Annotated in this window: 18 protein-coding genes; 9 read left to right on the forward strand and 9 right to left on the reverse strand. The window is 41.5% G+C overall.

Annotation, left to right across the window (positions count from 1 at the left end; genetic code table 11):
* Positions 1–1094: 1094 nt before the first annotated feature.
* Positions 1095–1466: a DUF2237 domain-containing protein gene (locus tag RMY64_RS29565; protein WP_322684623.1), complete on the forward strand. Its 372-nt coding sequence runs from the start codon at positions 1095–1097 to the stop codon at positions 1464–1466.
* 188 nt (positions 1467–1654) lie between these two features.
* Here RMY64_RS29565 and RMY64_RS29570 read toward each other — a convergent pair whose 3' ends face one another.
* The 5 genes from RMY64_RS29570 to RMY64_RS29590 form a co-directional block, all read right to left on the reverse strand.
* A complete protein-coding gene (locus RMY64_RS29570) occupies positions 1655–3835 on the reverse strand; it encodes a response regulator (protein ID WP_322701867.1) in 2181 nt (726 codons plus the stop codon).
* Positions 3836–3839: 4 nt separating this feature from the next.
* Positions 3840–4412 carry a chemotaxis protein CheB gene (locus tag RMY64_RS29575; protein WP_322690191.1) on the reverse strand — a complete coding sequence of 191 codons (573 nt, stop codon included), beginning with the start codon at positions 4410–4412 and terminating at the stop codon, positions 3840–3842.
* A 64-nt stretch (positions 4413–4476) separates the two neighbouring features.
* On the reverse strand, positions 4477–5340 hold the full coding sequence (locus tag RMY64_RS29580; RefSeq protein ID WP_322674946.1) for a metal ABC transporter permease: 864 nt from the start codon (positions 5338–5340) through the stop codon (positions 4477–4479).
* 45 nt (positions 5341–5385) lie between these two features.
* Positions 5386–6165, reverse strand: a complete 780-nt coding sequence (locus RMY64_RS29585) for a metal ABC transporter ATP-binding protein (RefSeq protein WP_322701868.1) — start codon at positions 6163–6165, stop codon at positions 5386–5388.
* Between the two features lie 150 nt (positions 6166–6315).
* Positions 6316–7314, reverse strand: coding sequence for a metal ABC transporter substrate-binding protein (locus tag RMY64_RS29590; RefSeq protein ID WP_322701869.1), 999 nt, complete (start codon positions 7312–7314; stop codon positions 6316–6318).
* Between the two features lie 578 nt (positions 7315–7892).
* Between RMY64_RS29590 and RMY64_RS29595 the strand changes: the two genes are divergently transcribed.
* The 7 genes from RMY64_RS29595 (at position 7893) to RMY64_RS29625 (ending at position 14023) form a co-directional block, all read left to right on the forward strand.
* Entirely contained in the window at positions 7893–8492 is a 600-nt protein-coding gene (locus RMY64_RS29595; protein ID WP_322701870.1) for a hypothetical protein, read from the forward strand.
* A gap of 13 nt (positions 8493–8505) precedes the next feature.
* Positions 8506–8919, forward strand: coding sequence for a hypothetical protein (locus RMY64_RS29600; protein WP_322701871.1), 414 nt, complete (start codon positions 8506–8508; stop codon positions 8917–8919).
* A gap of 519 nt (positions 8920–9438) precedes the next feature.
* Complete coding sequence (locus RMY64_RS29605) at positions 9439–9939, forward strand: DUF2231 domain-containing protein (protein ID WP_322701872.1); 501 nt, start codon at positions 9439–9441, stop codon at positions 9937–9939.
* Positions 9936–10553 (forward strand): DUF2231 domain-containing protein, encoded by a 618-nt coding sequence (locus RMY64_RS29610; RefSeq protein ID WP_322701890.1) that lies wholly within the window; start codon positions 9936–9938, stop codon positions 10551–10553. Before RMY64_RS29605 ends, RMY64_RS29610 begins: the two co-directional genes overlap by 4 nt.
* Positions 10554–10721: 168 nt before the next feature.
* On the forward strand, positions 10722–11648 hold the full coding sequence (locus RMY64_RS29615) for a cytochrome c oxidase subunit II (protein WP_322701891.1): 927 nt from the start codon (positions 10722–10724) through the stop codon (positions 11646–11648).
* 13 nt (positions 11649–11661) lie between these two features.
* The gene (ctaD, locus tag RMY64_RS29620; RefSeq protein ID WP_322701873.1) at positions 11662–13323 is read left to right on the forward strand and encodes a cytochrome c oxidase subunit I; all 1662 of its coding nucleotides are present in this window, start codon (positions 11662–11664) and stop codon (positions 13321–13323) included.
* Positions 13324–13420: 97 nt separating this feature from the next.
* Positions 13421–14023, forward strand: coding sequence for a heme-copper oxidase subunit III (locus RMY64_RS29625; protein ID WP_322701874.1), 603 nt, complete (start codon positions 13421–13423; stop codon positions 14021–14023).
* 114 nt (positions 14024–14137) lie between these two features.
* On the opposite strand, the gene RMY64_RS29630 is transcribed toward RMY64_RS29625, so the two are convergent.
* The 3 genes from RMY64_RS29630 to RMY64_RS29640 all read right to left on the reverse strand — a co-directional run bounded on the left by RMY64_RS29630 (position 14138) and on the right by RMY64_RS29640 (position 16641).
* A complete protein-coding gene (locus RMY64_RS29630) occupies positions 14138–14734 on the reverse strand; it encodes a hypothetical protein (protein ID WP_292723666.1) in 597 nt (198 codons plus the stop codon).
* A gap of 203 nt (positions 14735–14937) precedes the next feature.
* Positions 14938–16290: an OB-fold nucleic acid binding domain-containing protein gene (locus RMY64_RS29635; RefSeq protein ID WP_322701875.1), complete on the reverse strand. Its 1353-nt coding sequence runs from the start codon at positions 16288–16290 to the stop codon at positions 14938–14940.
* A 225-nt stretch (positions 16291–16515) separates the two neighbouring features.
* Entirely contained in the window at positions 16516–16641 is a 126-nt protein-coding gene (locus RMY64_RS29640) for a hypothetical protein (protein WP_322674955.1), read from the reverse strand.
* Between RMY64_RS29640 and gatA the strand changes: the two genes are divergently transcribed.
* Entirely contained in the window at positions 16640–18100 is a 1461-nt protein-coding gene (gene gatA, locus RMY64_RS29645) for an Asp-tRNA(Asn)/Glu-tRNA(Gln) amidotransferase subunit GatA (protein ID WP_322674956.1), read from the forward strand. The two genes, RMY64_RS29640 and gatA, sit on opposite strands and share 2 nt — an antisense overlap.
* A 105-nt stretch (positions 18101–18205) precedes the next feature.
* Here the strand turns inward: gatA and RMY64_RS29650 are convergent, their stop codons facing one another.
* Complete coding sequence (locus tag RMY64_RS29650) at positions 18206–18667, reverse strand: helix-turn-helix domain-containing protein (RefSeq protein WP_322674957.1); 462 nt, start codon at positions 18665–18667, stop codon at positions 18206–18208.
* Positions 18668–18696: the final 29 nt, after the last annotated feature.

The following is an 18696-nucleotide window of genomic DNA, read 5'->3' on the forward strand; positions in this document are numbered from 1 at the left end:
ATCCCATACATTGGCGCTTTGGCGCTGTTGTAAGGTTGTTGTCATTGTTTTATAAGTGCGATTTAATTCATGTATGAATCAGACGTGTTTGTTTTCGCCTGTGAAACTACTTTACACTGCTTTACAAAATTTAATCAAGTTTTATTACTACAGTAAAACTGATACGAGTTATCAGGTTTGCTTATTTAAAATCAAACAACGAGGCAAGAATACGCCAAAGCGATCTTTATATATAGCGGAATGGCACGCTTGTAAAGCCCAAAGACTTATTGTATCCTCGTTCCCAGCCTCCAGGCTGGGAATGAGTTTTGAGAGGCTCTGCCTCTTGTCAAGCTATGGAGGCGGAGCCTTCGAGGTTTCCCAGCTTGGAGGCTCTTAACCAGTTAGGGCAAGGGCTGTATCTTAACCAGCGTGCCATTCGCAAGTCTGACTTTTCACGTTATGTGGAAAAGCCAACGATTGACCTAACCCCCTAACCCCCTTCCCTCATAGGGAAGGGGGAAAATTCAAAGTCTCTTTCCTGAAGGAAGAGAGAAATAGAAGAGAGGTTTTCCAGATACCGTGAAAAGTCAGATTCGCAAGTAACCCTCTGTTCGCATAGCCTTTCGTAAAAAAGGGAACAAGAAATTCTGATGGTCAGAAGCCACTTCGATTTGTAAAGACTGGCTCCTTTATTACACCAATGAAAAACGACTACAAGTATTATTTGCTTACTTCTTTGGGAATAATAAGTTTGTATATTACCGCTATTCTAAAAAATTAACCCTCAGCTTACCACTGAGGGCTTTTTTTGTTTGGCAAAATGGCATATCTGTAAATTACAGGGTTGCTATGGTATTTGAGTAGGATACATTCCATGCGAAAGTACTGACTTGCATTACCCCTGGTAATTAGCCAGGGGTTTTTATTTTAACTGAGAGCGATCGCTCTTAGATATTCTGCTGAAAAATTTATTTTTAACGATTTTGAGTAAATAATTTTAGCATTCTCTGCTTTTGGGAATTAATTAGCGATCGCGATTTTTATTCAGCCAGAAAATTGACAATAAATATAAGCTTATATTAAGTGGAAAAATCAAGTACAACGAATTAACGATGACAGACGCTAAAAATGTAATCGATGGAAACCTAGAGGTTTGCTGTACTTCTCCCGTGACTGGGTTTTACCGCGACGGCTTTTGTCGGACAGGTGGTCAAGATTTCGGCTCCCATGTCATATGTGCCCAAGTAACATCAGAATTCCTGGAGTTTACCAAATCACAAGGGAACGACCTCAGCACACCTGTTCCTGATTTTAATTTTCCTGGATTGAAACCTGGCGATCGCTGGTGTTTGTGTGCTTCTCGCTGGCAAGAAGCTCTAGAAGCTGGTGTTGCTCCACCCGTAATACTTTCAGCAACCCATGCTAGAGCTTTGGAAGTAGTTTCTCTAGACGAACTGAAAAAACATGCTCTAAGTTCGTCTTGATTGGGGATTGGGGATTGGGGATTGGGGATTGGGGATTGGGCATTAGGGATTGGGCATTGGGCATTGGGCATTGGGAAAGAGGAGGCAGGAGGCAGAAGTTCTACAATGTTTGAATTTTGAATTTTGAATGCGTGAATTTTGAATTGATTTCTCCCCTGCCTCCCCTGCTTCCCCTCCCCAATTCCAAATCAACTCACTGGAACTTCCAAAGGCAGTTGTAATATATTGGCAACCGCAGAAATCAACTTATTGGGGTCAATTGGCTTAGATAAATGCTGCTGAAACCCAGCTTTTAGGGCTTTCAAGCGGTCTTCCTCTCGCGTGTATGCTGTTAAAGCGATCGCGGGGATGCGTCCACCTTTTTCTGGTTCTAAAGAGCGCAGTTTCCTAATCAGTGTATAACCATCTTGCTCTGACATACCGATGTCGCTAATCAGGATATCTGGTTTTGCTTGTTCAACTACTACTAGGGCTTCATCAACTGATGCTACCGCACTGGCAAAAGCCCCATACTCCTCAAACATAAAACTGAGAAAGTTACGGGTATCTGCTTCATCATCTACAACTAAAACTTTTAATCCAGCAAGGGGCGTCGATGCCACAGGGGAAGAAATTTCTCCTGTAGCTTCTCTACTCACCCTACTACCCTTATTATCTTGTAGAAGTGGTAGTCTTACAGTAAAGGTTGCTCCTTGTCCAGTACCTAAACTTTCGGCAAAGATTGCACCTTTGTGCAGTTCCACTAGATGACGGACGATCGCTAATCCTAGTCCTAATCCATTGTGCGATCGCGTTGTGGTACTGTCTGCTTGGCGAAAACGCTCAAATACTTTGGGTAAAAACTCGGAACTGATACCAACGCCCGTATCGATAACTTCAATTTGGGCGTACTGAGATTTTGGATTTTGGATTTTGGATTTTAGATTATTGCTTTCATCAGTATTTGCAGAGTCTAAATTTTCACTATCAGATTCAAATCTCAAATTGTTCGACTGGCTTGTACTGATAGTTGTGGAAGTAGTGCCCACACCAAAGTCTGAAATCGATAATCCAAAATGCTTTGATAGCCTAACCTCTACCCTGCCACCTTTAGGGGTAAATTTTATTGCATTAGTTAGTAGGTTCCAGACAATTTGCTGTAAACGGGCTGGATCGCCATAGACTGATCCTATGGAAGTATCCAGCAGAGTATTTAATTGAATCTCTTTTGGCTCTGCTAGGGGACGCACTGCCTCTAAAGCTGCTTCCATCACCGAGATTAGATTCACTGCCGATACGTTTAACCGCAACTGACCGCGGATAATCCGAGATACATCCAAAATATCCTCAATTAGTTGCATCTGAGATATGGCGTTGCGTTCGATCGCCTCCAAGGCGCGAGAAGTGGCTTTTTCGTCAAGTTTCTTGGTGCGGAGGATTTTTGACCAGCCCAGCATTGAGGTTAGAGGCGTGCGGAGTTCGTGGGAGAGAACAGCTAGAAACTCATCTTTCATCCGATTTGCAGCTTCTGCTTCTTGTCTTGCCGTTTGTTCGCGAATCACTTGAGCGCGGACTTCTTCTGCTTGCTTGCGTTCGGTAATATCTTCAAGAGTGCCTACATAACCCAATAAGTCTCCTTGACTGGAAAGCATCGGTGATGAGCGAACTTGAACCCAACGAATGTTACCGTGAGCAGCCTGAAAGCGAAATTCTTCTGAGTATTCCCGACCTTCACAAATGTAAGCAGACCAACTAGCGATCGCTCGTTCTCTATCTTCTGGATGAACAGATTCCAGCCATCTCTTCTCTAAACTCTCTGCGGCTTTCAAGCCACAAATTATCTGATATCGGGGATTAGTATATTTACAGTCACCTTCGGTATCAGTTTCAAAAATACCAACGGGTGAGCAGGTACTTAGCGATCGGAATCGTTCTTCACTTTGCCTGAGTTCGGTATTTACAGCTACCAATTGCGCTGTTTGTTGCTTGATGGCTTCTGTTTTCTTAAATAGTTCTACAAATACGGTGACTTTAGAAGTCAAAATATTGGGGTCTAGTGGTTTGAGCAGATAATCAACAGCACCCAAGGCATAACCTTTAAACAGCATTTGGTCGCTGGTACTAAAGGCGGTGAGAAAGATAATTGGAGTGTGACGCGATCGCCCCCGATTACGAATTAAGGTAGCAGTTTCAAAGCCATCCATCCCAGGCATTTGCACATCCAGCAAAATCACCGCAAAGTCTTGATGCAGTAGACACCTCAAAGCTTCTTCCCCGGAAGTAGCTCTCACGAGATTCTCTCCTAATTTTTCTAGGATTGCCTCTAGTGCCAGCAAATTTTCTAGTTTATCATCTACTAGGAGGATGTTGACTTTGCGTTCCATCTGCATCGGTTTATTTCGGTGATAATTGACAAAGCTTGACCATCTGGGAAGCAATGTTTGAGAGTGTCAAAATCCAGTCTACTTCAATAGCAGAAATTGCTGCCTCTGGCATAATGTCGCTTTCAGCTGTGGCAGGTTCTTGTACAATAGTAATTCCTCCCCGCGCTTTTATTTTCTTAAGACCTTGCATACCATCTTGGTTCGCTCCTGTCAATATTACACCAATAACTTCTTCTGTGTAGACATCGGCTGCCGACTCAAATAGCACATCAATAGATGGTCTAGCATAAGAAACAGGCTCATCAGTTGAAAGAGCAAAGTGACCTGGTTCAACCAGTAAATGATAATCTGCTGGGGCTATGTAGATATATCCCGGTAGTATTTCGTCCTTGTCTTCCACTTCGCGAATTTTCAACAAAGTGGATTCTTGTAATAAATCCTGGAGTGTGTTGCTAGACTCTTTATGACGGTGTTGCACGATCGCGATCGCTACAGGAAAGTCTGCGGGTAAATTACCCAAGACGATTTTCAATGCTGATAATCCGCCTAAAGAAGTACCAATTACCACAATTTTAAACGACACTTATTTCGCCCTCACACCTGTAGAATGGGGGTTACGTAAATAGCAAAGGGTATTTCATACTGAATCAGTCAGTGTTTTCTTGCTTCTTTGCTCTTACCAGTAACCCATGTTTAGGTGCAAAAATCATTGCTATGATAAACAACAAGGTTTGTAACACCACTATACAACCCCCAGTTGCACCATCGATATGATAGCTGATGTAAGTCCCCATGACACTAGAAAATACGCCCGATGCCATTGCAATTAGTATCATGTGGTCGAAACGGTCTGTTAACAAATAAGCCGTTGCTCCCGGAGTAACTAACATAGCGACAACCAGAATAATTCCCACTGTTTGGAGTCCGGCGACAGCAGTTAACGAGAGTAATGATAGTAAAATATAGTGCAGTACTCCTGTGTTCAAGCCGATGGAACGTGCATGAGTGGGGTCAAAACAAAATAATAGTAAGTCTTTGCGTAAAACAGCTATTGTTACTAAAGTAATTACGCTAATAATCACCGTTTGGATAATGTCTTCATTAGAAATACCTAAGACATTCCCAAACAAGATGTGCGTCAAGTCTACGCTGCTTGGAGTTTTGGAAACTAGTACCAAACCAAGAGCAAAAAATCCTGTAAATACCAGTCCAATTACAGTATCTTCTTTAATTCTCGTTTTCGCTTTGATATAACCGATCGCAATAACTGAACCTACTCCAAATACAAAAGCGCCCACAGCAAAAGGGATATTTAAGACATAAGCAATTACTACCCCAGGCATTACTGCATGGGAAACAGCATCCCCCATTAATGCCCAACCTTTGAGGGTCATAAAACAAGATAAAACAGAACAGACTACCCCAACTAAGGCACTTACACAAATTGCCTTCACCATGAATTCATGCTGTAGGGGTGTAGTGAACCAGTCTAAGAATGCGAGAGTATTCATATTTTTATAACTTTAATCCAAGCAATATCAACTAAAAATTCTCAATCAATCAGATTCACCTTGATTTCCACGGATTATCTGACTTTTGTTGAGAGATAAATCTCCAAGAGAACCGCCAAAAGTCCGTGAGAGATTCTCTTCTGTGAAAACTTCGGATGTATCACCATAAGCTAAAATAGTACGGTTAATGAGTACTACTTGGTCGCAGAAAGTAGTGATAGACGCTAAGTCATGGGTAGAAATCAAAATTGTATGACCTTCCTCTCGCAATTCCAGCAATAAGTCAATCATCGCTTTTTCTGTTTTGATATCTACGCCGGTGAAAGGTTCATCTAATAGCAAAACTGTTCCCTGTTGTGCCAAAGCACGGGCAAGAAAGGCACGTTTTTTCTGTCCCCCAGAGAGTTCTCCAATTTGGCGATCGCGCATCGACCACATTTGAACCCTTTCCAAACTCTCCCTCACCACTCTTCGATCGTTCGCCGATGGAATTCGCAGTATATTCATGTATCCGTAGCGTCCCATCATCACCACATCATGGACACTTACTGGAAAATTCCAGTCCACCTCTTCTGACTGTGGTACATAAGCGACCAAGCTTTTTTTCTGTACAGTCTTTATCGGTAAACCATTAATCAAAACCCGTCCTGTAACTGGCTTCAAAAAACCCATAATTGCCTTAAATAGGGTTGATTTACCACTACCATTCATCCCCACTAAGCCACTGATTGAACCTGCTTGAATTTGCAAATAAGCACCATGTAAAGCAACTTTGCCGTGGTAAGCTACTGTCAAATTTTCGACATCAATACTAATGGATTTCATTAAAAATCACCTCTAAAATTAATTAATAGTTTGTAGTGAGCGGCTTCAGCCCTCTTTCCAAAGACGTAACGTTTTCCAGAGAACAAAATAGGACTAAATTCGTTACTACAAGCTTATTTACAATAGTTAGATTTATTCTTGCATATTTGCTCACTTTTCCTCTAATCCCTGAGTTAGAGTATTAATATTACCTTCTAGCAACTTAAGATAAGTTGGTGCTGGCCCGTTTGCTGGAGATAGGGAATCAACATAAAACACTCCACCAAACCTTGCTCCCGATTCTCTCGCTACCTGACGTTGCGCTCCATCGTTAACTGTACTTTCACAGAAAACTACAGGTATTTTATTTTTTTTAACTACATCAATGACTTTCTCTAGCTGTTTGGGAGTAGCTTGTTGTTCAGAGTTAACCGCCCAGAGATAAGCTTCTTTCAAGCCATAATCGCGGGTGACGTATGAGAAAGCGCCTTCACAGCTTACCATGTAGCGCTTGTCTGCTGGAACTACCGACACGGCTTTTCGCAGTTTCTCATCAACTTCGTTAATCTTTTGGCTGTATGCTTTGGCATTGGTGTTATAAGTCTCTGCATTCGCTGAGTCCAAATTAACCAATGCCTTACGAATATTCTCTACGTAAATCAAGGCGTTTTCTGGTGACATCCAAGCATGGGGATTAGGTTTCCCTTTGTAGGCATCCTCAGCAATTTCAACAGGCTTAATTCCCTCACTTAGGGTAACGTGAGGTACATTAGGAACGCTGTTATACAATTTCTGTGCCCAACGCTCTAAATTCAGACCATTATTCAAAATTAGGTCTGCTTTTTGCGCCCTCACCAAATCGCTAGGAGTTGGTTCGTAACCATGAATTTCCGCCCCTGGTTTGGTCAAAGATTCAACAATCGCCTTGTCTCCTGCCACGTTTTGCGCCATATCTGCAATGACTGTAAAGGTGGTAAGAACTACTTTTTTACCTTTTTTATCTAGGTTGGTGTTAGTTGTGCCTGGGTTTGGACTTAACTGTGGTTGAGAATTGGAAATTGACGGGCTACACCCACTCAAACATAGCCACAATAGCAGCCCAGACGCTAAAGCCAATTTTTGCCCGTGCTGCGGTAGTTGCATCTGAAAGTTATTGATATTAAATCTCATTATACCAATTTCATAATCTTCTCACTTTTGCCTCACTTTAGCAGAAGGGAGATAAAAGTGAAAGAATATAGGAATCCGATTTGATTTAGGAAAAAATCTAAGTATGTATAAGGTGTGTTATAGTACGCAGTAACACACCAAAGCTTTGGCTATGGTGCTTTTTATTTTTTATTTATAAACACCCTCTTAGTGCCTCGACTAAAGGCTTGGGCAGTTTCAAGTTGATTGATTCTCGTTCAACTTTCGCTATATCTACACCTGCTTATATACCTTGTTGTAGACAGTTTAGCGTTATGTACTGACTGTGATATCTTTAACTCCAAGAAAAATTATCACTTCAACAATAATACTATTCTTGTAAAAGCTTAAAGCAAATGAATTTCACTCAAATTTGACCAGACAAAACGATAGAAAAGCTTTTGATATCTACAATACTTTGATACTAGGAAATCATATGCTGAATAGACAAAATCATGAAAAGTTCCAAATTCAATGGATAATTAAAAACACTGTTAGTTTTTTTTAGCTTTTTTAATCTTGTTTGTGCGCTTATTAGCTAATTTTAAAAATATTTTTTTATGAGAAATCAGCAAACGGATAGTGATTTTTGGATGCAGTGGGTGTTAATCAATGCTATTAGCTTCTTTGTAGGTCTTCCTCGCTTTCCACTTATTTTTGTTCCTCCATTTGTATTAGTGCCGGGGCTAGCTCAATGGTTAATATTAAGAAAGCAAATTAGTGGACTCAGTAGATGGTGGATATTAACTAATGTTGTTGGTATTATCATATATGGATTAATGGGTCGAGAAGTGCAAATTAACAGTAGCTTTAGTAATTTGTGTGATTATTTAAACACACATAGTGATAATATGTGTACAATCTTATCTTACTCCATCAGTGGAGTTTTTGGGGGCTTGCTCACTGGAGTGCAGCAGTGGTTCTTCTTAAGAAGATATGTTTCTTTATCTCACTTGCGGACAAGTTGGATATTAGCTAACACTATCGGCTGGACTTTGGGTGGTTTTATAGGTAGTATTGCATTCTTCAAAACTCTTTTTACTGTCTATTTTGTTATAGGATTACTTGCTTATGGATTATTATTTGGTATGCTCAACGGAGCTATTACAGGAGTGTTTTTAATTAAAATTATCAAGCACAATAATAGGTCAATAACATGAGCAAAGTGATAAATTGACAACAGGAAGTACTGGTGCTGATATCTTTGTTCTCAACAGTCCCAACCAGGGTGTTGATAGAATTACGGACTTCTCAAGTGTTGATGATACACTTCATGTTTCTGCTGCGGGTTTTGGCAGTGGGTTGACTGCTGGCGATTTCGTTATGGCAGACCAAATCCTTATAGGTAGTGGTGCAGTTGCGAAGACTAGCGCTGGTCAGCGATTTATTTATAATACTTCTACTGGTGCGCTGTTCTTTGATGCTGATGGCAATCAAACTGGGTTTGGGACGGTGCAGATAGCAACGCTATCTAATAAACCTCTGATTAGTAGTAATGACATTTTTGTTATTTACATTACAAACAAATATTTCATAATAGTGAAATACTTTACAGACAAATATGATTTTTCGGCTTTTTGTATTTAAAAAAATGCAAAATTAAATACATTATGAAAATCTTTGTTTGTTAAAAAACTAACTGTTAAAAGTTTAATATTTATTGTTTTGACAATTCATAAAAATTTACTTAAGCTAAAGGATAGGTTAAGCAAATCAACAAACGACAGCGATTTGATTTAGCTACATCAAGAATTGCTGTTGCAGACTATTGGCATAAGGAAATGAATCAAAACAAAAATTATTTCATGTAGGCAATTTAATCAAATTTGGCTACAAAATGCTAAGACATGATTAAGCGTATTGCACCGCGCAGATATTGAACAGAATTCGATCAATTATGGATGGATACTTGTGGTGATGTTAGTGAGTATCCATAAATTATTGAAGCTTGACTAGCGATTTTAGATTTTTGATTAGGGTCTTCTAGTTTATATCTCGTCTGGGACGGAATAAATCTAAAAGATGCTCGCTAAGACTGCGCGATCGCCAATCCAAAAATCCAAAATTTATTGACCAAAGTGCGGTAGATATGTCCAGGAGAAGACGATGCTTGAGTATTTGACATCTTTGAACGACCACAATTTGCCCTATCCAGATACGATTCATCCCATCGTTGTCCACTTCGTAATTGCAATGGTGTTATTTTCCTTCTTCTGCGATGTAATTGGCTATTTTACTGGTAAATCCGGTCTTTTTGAGGTGAGTTGGTGGAATATGTTAGTTGCCACGATCGCCATCTTCGTCGCGATTATTTTTGGTCAGTTTGAAGCGGGATTAGCACAGCCTTACAGTTTAGCGAAATCGGTGCTGAATTTGCATACGCTAATTGGTTGGTCGCTTTCAGGAATTATCACAGCGATTACAGCTTGGCGCTATGTAATTCGTGCCCGCAATCCTAAAAAAGTACCGATTTATTATTTGGGAGCTGGACTAGTTTTAACCCTGATAGTTGGCTTGCAGGTATATCTCGGAGATGAGCTTGTTTGGGTATATGGATTGCATACCGTGCCAGTTGTGGAAGCAGTAAAGGATGGTTTGTTGCGATGAACTTAGAATTGATTGACCAATTGAGCGGCTCTTTAGGCGCAAACGGATTACCTTACACAATTCCCATTCATCCCAACTTAGTCCATCTGACAATAGGTTTGTTCATCATTGGAATCGCCTTTGATATCGTTGGTGTTCTGTTCCCCTTTGAAAAGTGGGTCTTCAAATTTTTGGCAATTACTGTCGAACGTGACAACTTATTTGCTGTTGGCTGGTACAACATGTTAGCTGCCAGCATCATCACATTTTTCACAGTGGGAGCAGGCTTTTACGAAATGCTGTTGGCAACACCACCAGCTGATATAAAGAGTGCCTGGGGATTGCAGGCAATGGAAACTATGCTTTGGCATGGTGTGGGTGGTGTGTTCTTATTAGCGCTGATTGTTGGTATGACCATCTGGAGAGCATGGCAGCGCTTCGTTTGGGGCAGACAAGAATATAAACATACAGATAGAGAAGTGCAATGGATCTATCTGTTCGCAGGCATAGGAATCATGTTCATTATGTACATCCACGGCACACTAGGAGCGCAACTAGCCACCGAATTTGGCGTACACAATACCGCAGATAGTTTGCTGCGATCGCACCAAGACCTCAACACAATACTCAAATAAGTCATTTGTCATTTGTCCTTTGTCCTTTGTCATTTGTTTAGAGTTACTAACGATCAACCAATAACTAATGACCAGTGACCAATGACCAATAACTAATGACCAATGCCCCATGCCCCATGCCCCATGCCCAATGACCAATGACCAATGACTAATGACTAATAACCAATGATGAAAATCCAGAAGATTTTAAATATTTTGACGCTGCTTACAGGCGCGATCGCAGTGACTGTTACGAGTCTCTGGATCGGGAAGCAGGCTTACTTTTGGCTTCCCCCCCAAGCAGCAGCCGAATCCCTACTAATTGATGATTTGATTAGCTTCTTAGTAACCCTGGGTGCTTTCATCTTCTTGGGAGTAACAAGTACTCTGATGTATTCTGTGATCTTCCATCGGGCAGTCAAAGATGACTTCACTGACGGCCCGCCAATTCATGGCAATGTCACCTTAGAAGTTGTCTGGACAGCAATCCCAATTCTTTTAGTGTTTTGGATTGCGGGTTACAGCTACCAAGTTTATGAACAAATGGGGATTCAAGGCCCATCGGAATTAGTTCATTTGCATAATCCGCTAGCAATGCAATCGGCTCATGCAGAACCAAATAATGCACCAGCTAACGCTTTAGCGGAACCTGTAGAAAAAATCGACGTACTAGCTAAACAATGGGCGTGGGTTTTTCATTACCCAGAAAAAGATATTACCAGTACCGAATTGCATTTACCTAGCGATCGCCGGATACGTTTAGCACTGAAATCACAAGACGTTCTCCACGGCTTCTATATACCTGCATTCCGCCTCAAGCAGGATATTATTCCCAACCATGCGATCGACTTTGAATTTACTCCCATCCGCGCCGGACAATACCGATTGACCGATTCTCAATATAGCGGTACATACTTTGCGACGATGCAGGCAAATGTAGTCGTCGAATCTCCTGAAGATTATCAGCAATGGCTAGTACAAGCTGTAACCCAAAAGCCATCCGTAGCAAATAATCAAGCAGCTTCTGAGTATGCCCAAACATCCAATCAATCAGTCCAAACTGGTTGGGTTACAGTTCCACCTGCTGCACCTCCTCTAGTCAATTCACCTGGTTGAAAGGAAAGTAATCATGACTAATGTTCCTATTGAAGGTATTCTTCTCCCTGATGAGAAGCATAACCACGAATCTTCAAGTAGCTGGAAAGAATACTTCAGCTTTAGTACTGACCACAAAGTAATTGGTATCCAGTATCTCGTTACCTCATTTTTCTTCTTTCTCGTCGGCGGTATCTTTGCGATGGTGATGCGGGGAGAACTGATGACACCCGAATCAGATTTAGTAGATCGCACCGTCTACAACGGTATGTTCACTATGCACGGCACTGTGATGCTGTTTTTGTGGACATTTCCCTCACTGGTTGGTTTTGCCAACTATCTAGTACCCCTGATGATTGGGGCACGAGATATGGCATTTCCCCGCCTCAACGCCGTCGCCTTTTGGATGGTACCAGTAGTTGGGATTTTGATGATGGGTAGCTTCTTCGTCCCCGGTGGCCCAGCCCAAGCCGGCTGGTGGTCTTACCCGCCAGTCAGTCTCCAGAATCCCACAGGTAACTTGATTAATGGTCAAGTTCTCTGGCTCTTAGCGGTGGCAATATCCGGCGTATCCTCAATTATGGGGGCAGTCAACTTTGTCACTACAATCGTGAAGATGCGGGCCCCAGGAATGGGCTTCTTTCGGATGCCCTTGTTTGTCTGGGGAGTATTTAGCGCCCAGATTATCCAACTATTCGGACTACCTGCATTGACAGCTGGTGCGGTGATGTTGCTACTTGACCTTACAGTTGGCACCGCCTTTTTTGACCCCAGTAAGGGCGGAAATCCAGTCATGTTCCAGCATTACTTCTGGTTCTACTCCCACCCCGCCGTTTACGTGATCATTCTGCCTGTCTTTGCGATTTTCTCAGAAATCTTCCCAGTTTATTCACGTAAACCTTTATTTGGTTACAAAGTAGTCGCTATTTCATCCATTTTGATTGCAGGAGTAAGCGGCATTGTTTGGGTACACCACATGTACGTCAGTGGTACATCAGGCTGGATGCGGTTGATTTTCATGCTGACAACAATGTGTGTGTCTGTACCCACAGGAATTAAAGTATTTGCTTGGGTAGCAACTATTTGGGGCGGTAAACTGCGACTAAATACCCCCATGCTGTTTGCCTTGGGCGGATTAATCATGTTTGTCTTCGCAGGAATCACAGGCATCATGCTTTCCTCCGTGCCCGTTGATGTCCACGTTAACAATACCTACTTTGTGGTGGGACACTTCCACTACGTCCTCTACGGCACCGTGACGATGGGCTTATTTGCTGCCATCTACCACTGGTTCCCCAAAATGACTGGGCGAATGTACTCCGAAAGCTGGGGTAAAATCCACTTCTGGTTAGCCTTCATCGGCACCAACCTCAACTTTTTGCCCATGCACCCATTAGGATTGCAAGGAATGTTACGCCGAGTTGCTTCCTACGCCCCAGAGTATCAATTCTGGAACATCATCGCTAGCCTGGGCGGATTTCTCTTAGGAATGTCCACCTTACCCTTCATATTCAACATGGTGATTTCTTGGATGCAAGGCGAGAAAGCACCTGCTAACCCTTGGCGAGCAATCGGACTAGAGTGGTTAGTTTCTTCACCCCCCCCAGTAGAAAACTTTGAAGAAACTCCCATCATCATCTCCGAACCCTACGGCTACGGCAAATCAGAACCCCTAACAGCCAACCTCCCAGAATAACGCCAACCATCGGGAAGACGCAAAAACCCTCCGCGTACCTCTGCACTTCCCTTTGCGTTACTTTGCGTTTCAAATTCCCCCCCCCTAAAAAAGCAAAATGGACAGCTATATCAATTCCAAAGAATTGCACCATACAAGCGCAGAACACAGTCACGACGAAGAAGGCAACAAAATGTTTGGCTTCATTGTCTTCCTACTGTCAGAAAGCGTCATTTTCTTAAGTTTTTTCGCTGGATATGCCATCTACAAAACAACAACCCCTAACTGGCTACCGGCTGGTGTTTCTGGATTAGAAGTAAAAGAACCGGCAATCAACACAGTAATTCTTGTCGCTAGTAGCTTTGTCATTTACTTAGCAGAACGCGCCCTTCAACGCCACGACTTAGTGAAATTTCGCCTGTTCCTCTTGGCAACAATGGCAATGGGAACTTACTTTTTAGTTGGCCAGGCGATTGAATGGAACGGCCTCGCCTTTGGTTTCACCTCCGGGGTATTTGGTGGAACATTCTATCTACTTACAGGCTTCCACGGCTTGCACGTATTCACTGGTATCCTGTTGCAGTTGATAATTTTGGTACGTTCTTTCCTACCTGGCAACTACGACACAGGCCACTTCGGCGTGAACGCGACTTCGTTGTTCTGGCACTTCGTCGATGTTATCTGGATTATTTTGTTTGTCCTTATCTATGTTTGGCAGTAAAGATTGATGGGAAGGAAAACCCAGATAATTTCTCTGGGTTGGTGTATGTGGCATTGTTAATTACTTTTATGCCCCATACACCATTCACTGTAATAACTATATTTAAGTCTTAGTTCAACCTTTCAAATTCACTTTCTCCTCAAACTTTGACCCATCTTGATGAGATAAAAATTTTTCACTACTGTGATAACTTCTTCGCCATTGTTCGAGCTTATCTATAGATATTGATTTAGATGTGACATTCACACCATTTCCTCGCCAAGCAACTTCTGCATCTGTTGTGAAAACCCCGCACTCTAATTGATCTAGCCTCATATTCCAATATTCGCTAAATCGACCTTTTAAAGTAATGACTTGCTCAAATACCTTGTTTCTATGTTTATTTCTCCTTTTTCGTTCTGTTGCTCCAGTTGCTTCTGTATCAATAAACTTAGTTTCTATTAAAAATAGACTACCTTTAAAGGTCAGGAAGACAAAATCACACTTTCCTAAATCTGTATAATCTGAAATTGGAGATTTTTCAAACAACAGCAATTCAGCGCACGAGGGAAACAATTCTTTAATATTCAGAAATAAATAAGCTTGCAATAGAAGTTCCTTATCATAAGGAAACAAGATTACTCCTTCAAAAAATTTTTGAATGTCATCGTGAGTTTGGGGTTGAATTTTTTTACAGTATGAAACAAATCTATGTAGCTCGTTGACGATCATCAAGTTCTAACTCCTTCCCCCAGTCGCAGCCTTAAGGGTATTAGCATCAAAAGATACCACTCTCTCAAGGAAATTATCATCCGCATAAGTAACTAAAAAAACCGATGAAAATCCTCAATACTTAAGACAATTTACTGTTGACAGTTCAATAAAACTAATTTTTAAGCTGCTTTTCAGTATTGGTGGATTTTTTACTTCTGGTGTCAGCTACCAGTCAGTGATTTTATATGAGCAGGAAAACTGGCATTTTGCAAAGCTTGAACAGTTATTCGAGAATCTTGTACGCAAAATTGCCAACCTAAGCGAACAAGTTTACGAGAAGTTTCAGTTTGAATAATTCCAATCACTGGCATTTTTGCCTTTTCTTTGTCTACTGAATGGTCTTGTAAAATCGTTTTCAAGCGATGTAAATCTTCCATATTACCTGCTTGCTGGGGATTTAATTCCACCATTACCATTTGTACTGTTTCCACTGGTTCTGCATCTTCAAGAATAAATTGAGTTTGCTCGTCACGTCGGTCTACTTTTCCCCAAATAATCAATCTAGTATCAACTTGGAGTAGGGAACTAATGCGTTCATAAGTTTTCGGAAAAACTATAGCTTCTAATTGTGTAGTTAGGTCTTCTACTTGCAAGATCGCCATCTGATCGCCTTTTTTCGTCACCACTTTTTTGACGTTATTCAACATGACAACTGCACAAAGCCGTGTATCTTCCCTTTGTTCTCCTAGTTGCGAAAGGTTAATTGGAGTCAAAAGTGGTGCTATCTGCCGTAAGGATTTCAGTGGATGATCTGATACATAAAAGCCTAATAATTCTTTCTCCATCTGCAACTTTTTCTGTGGGGGTAAATCTGTCACAGGTTTAGATTTTGGAGCAGTTTCAAAGGCATTATTTGCTCTTTTATTCTGAGTCGAAGAAAAGCCGTCGCCCAATAAATCAAATAGATTCCCTTGACCGCTAGCTCTATCTTTCGCACGAGATTGTGCCCAATCATACACTAATTCTGAGTCGTTAATTAACTGTTGGCGGTTGGATTCAATTTTGTCAAAGGCTCCACAGTAAATCAGCGACTCCAGAGTGCGGCGATTAACAGCACGCAAATCCACGCGATCGCAAAAATCTGCGAGTGATTTAAACTCTCCTGTCTCATTTCTCGCTGACAAAATAGAAGCGATCGCATTTTGTCCCACGTTACGCACCGCCGAAAATCCAAACAGAATCTTGCCTGCCGTTGGCGTAAAATCAACACCAGAACGATTAATATCTGGTGGATCTATGGATATCCCCATATTTGTACAGTTAGTAATGTATCTCTGTACCTTATCGGTATCACCACTGTTAGCTGTTAACAGTGCCGCCATATATTCCAATGGGTAATTAGCTTTTAAATATGCTGTTTGATATGTTACATAACCATAGGCTGTCGAATGGGATTTATTGAAACAATTAGCAGCTATTAAGCCATTTTTTATGGTAAAATTATGGTCACGCTCCACCCCAATGTCATAAACATTTTGTTTGCCTAAATATTTACGTGTGGCTATTTTTATCATCCTACCTTACCTCGAAAAATTTTGTGGAATTGAATAAAAATATGAAGTTTGTAGTATTAATAAGGTTGTAATACAAAATTATATCATTAGAAAACACTGCTGTACTCTTACACAAAAGTAGCCAATATATAAAAACTTTGACAAACTATTCAGTAGACGGTTGATAGCCATGTATTTGCTATTTAAAAAAACCTATTAAACACATTTCAATACATATTAATCCGCTTAGTCAGATGAATGGGGAATGGCAAGCAGAGGAGAATAAGCAATGCCCAAAGTCCAATAACCAATACCCAATTTTGACCAATATGTACTAGAATCAATGATTTGAGTCACAAAGAGAGCAATCATGGCATCCATCCGCGAGTTGCACCAACAGCTAGTTAAAAAAGAACGTTCTGCCGTTGAAATTACCCAAGAAGCTTTAGAGCGCATTCAAGCGTTAGAGCCGAAATTGCACAGCTTTTTATGTGTGACGGCAAATCGAGCATTAGAGCAGGCAGGTGCTGTGGATGCCAAAATTGCCGCAGGAGAAGAAATTGGGCTGCTAGCGGGTATTCCTGTGGGTATCAAGGACAATATGTGTACCAAGGGGATTCCTACCACCTGCGCCTCCCGGATTTTGGAAAATTTTGTGCCGCCTTATGAATCAACGGCGACGCAAAAACTGGCAGATGCTGGGGCGGTAATGGTAGGCAAAACCAACTTGGATGAGTTTGCAATGGGTAGTTCCACTGAAAACTCTGCCTATCAAGTCACGGCTAATCCTTGGGATTTGTCACGAGTTCCAGGTGGTTCTTCTGGAGGGTCGGCGGCGGCGGTGGCGGCTCAAGAATGTGTAGTTGCTCTCGGTTCTGATACTGGCGGTTCGATTCGCCAACCTGCGTCTTTCTGCGGTGTGGTGGGAATGAAACCTACTTATGGTTTGGTTTCCCGTTATGGCTTGGTGGCTTACGCTTCGTCTTTGGATCAAATTGGACCATTTGGAAATACGGTAGAAGATGCGGCAATATTATTAGGTGCGATCGCAGGTTACGATCCCAAAGACTCTACCAGCCTGAAAGTTCCCATTCCCAACTATGCTGCTAGCTTAAAACCAAACTTCAAACCTAGAGGTCAGCTAAGAATTGGTATCATTAAAGAAACTTTTGGTGAAGGTTTAGACTCTGTAGTGGAACAAGCTGTTACCAAAGCAGTAGATCAACTACAAAGTTTGGGAGCCGAAATTCATATAATTTCCTGTCCCCGCTTTCGCTATGGCTTACCCACCTACTACATCATCGCCCCATCAGAAGCATCAGCAAATCTGGCTCGTTACGATGGCGTTAAATATGGGTATCGCGCTCCTGATGCAGATAATCTGCTATCAATGTACACTCGTACCCGTGCCGCTGGTTTTGGTACAGAAGTCAAACGCCGAATTATGATTGGCACTTACGCTCTTTCGGCTGGCTATTATGACGCTTACTATCTGAAAGCGCAAAAAGTCCGTACTTTGATTAAGCAAGACTTTGAAAAGGCTTTTGGCGCGGTTGATGTGTTAGTTTGTCCCACATCTCCCACTACAGCATTTAAAGCAGGGGAAAAAACTACTGACCCCTTGAGTATGTATTTAAATGACTTGATGACTATTCCTGTAAATCTTGCTGGTTTACCCAGTTTGAGTTTGCCATGTGGTTTTGACGACCAAGGGCTACCGATAGGATTGCAGCTAATTGGCAATGTGCTGCGAGAAGACCAACTGTTTCAGGTAGCTTACGCTTATGAACAATCTACTACTTGGCATCTGCGTAAACCCCAAATATCTTGAAAATTGTCATTTGTCATTGGTCATTTGTCATTGGTTATTAATTCTTTTCCTTTACTCGGTACAGACGCGATTAATCGCGTCTTTCCACTCCCTCTATGTTTTTGGTCATTTGTTAGTCTGATTACTAACTATTGACTGTTGATTATTATTTTCTGGAGTTAGAGATTCAGCTGTCAGTTGTGGATTAAGTATATGAAGAAGACCAGCAGATGCACCAACCAATAATAAAATATAGGTCAGAACAAGAGGTATGTATGTATTTTGTTTATTGTCTGAGTGGCGAGCATTTTTAGAGTCTTTACAGACAACATTGGTTATAAGGCTGTACGATAAAGCATTTCCATCCAGCCCTAAAGCATCTCCATAACGACGGATGAATCCTTGCAGAAAAATCGGCTCAGGCAATTCTTCAAATCGATCTTCTTCTAACGCTTGCAAAATACCTACTCGAAGCATTGTCTGAGAGGCTATTTCTTCTATGCGAATAGATTTTTCTTGTCTTACTTGTCGCAAGCGTGTGGTTATTTCCTTTAGTTGCTCTACTTGAGCTTCATTTAAGAGCGTCACAGTCTTCTCCTGTATGGGCTAATTCTACT

Origin of the sequence: Nostoc sp. DedQUE08, from assembly GCF_034530895.1 — a bacterium.
Lineage (GTDB): Bacteria > Cyanobacteriota > Cyanobacteriia > Cyanobacteriales > Nostocaceae > Nostoc.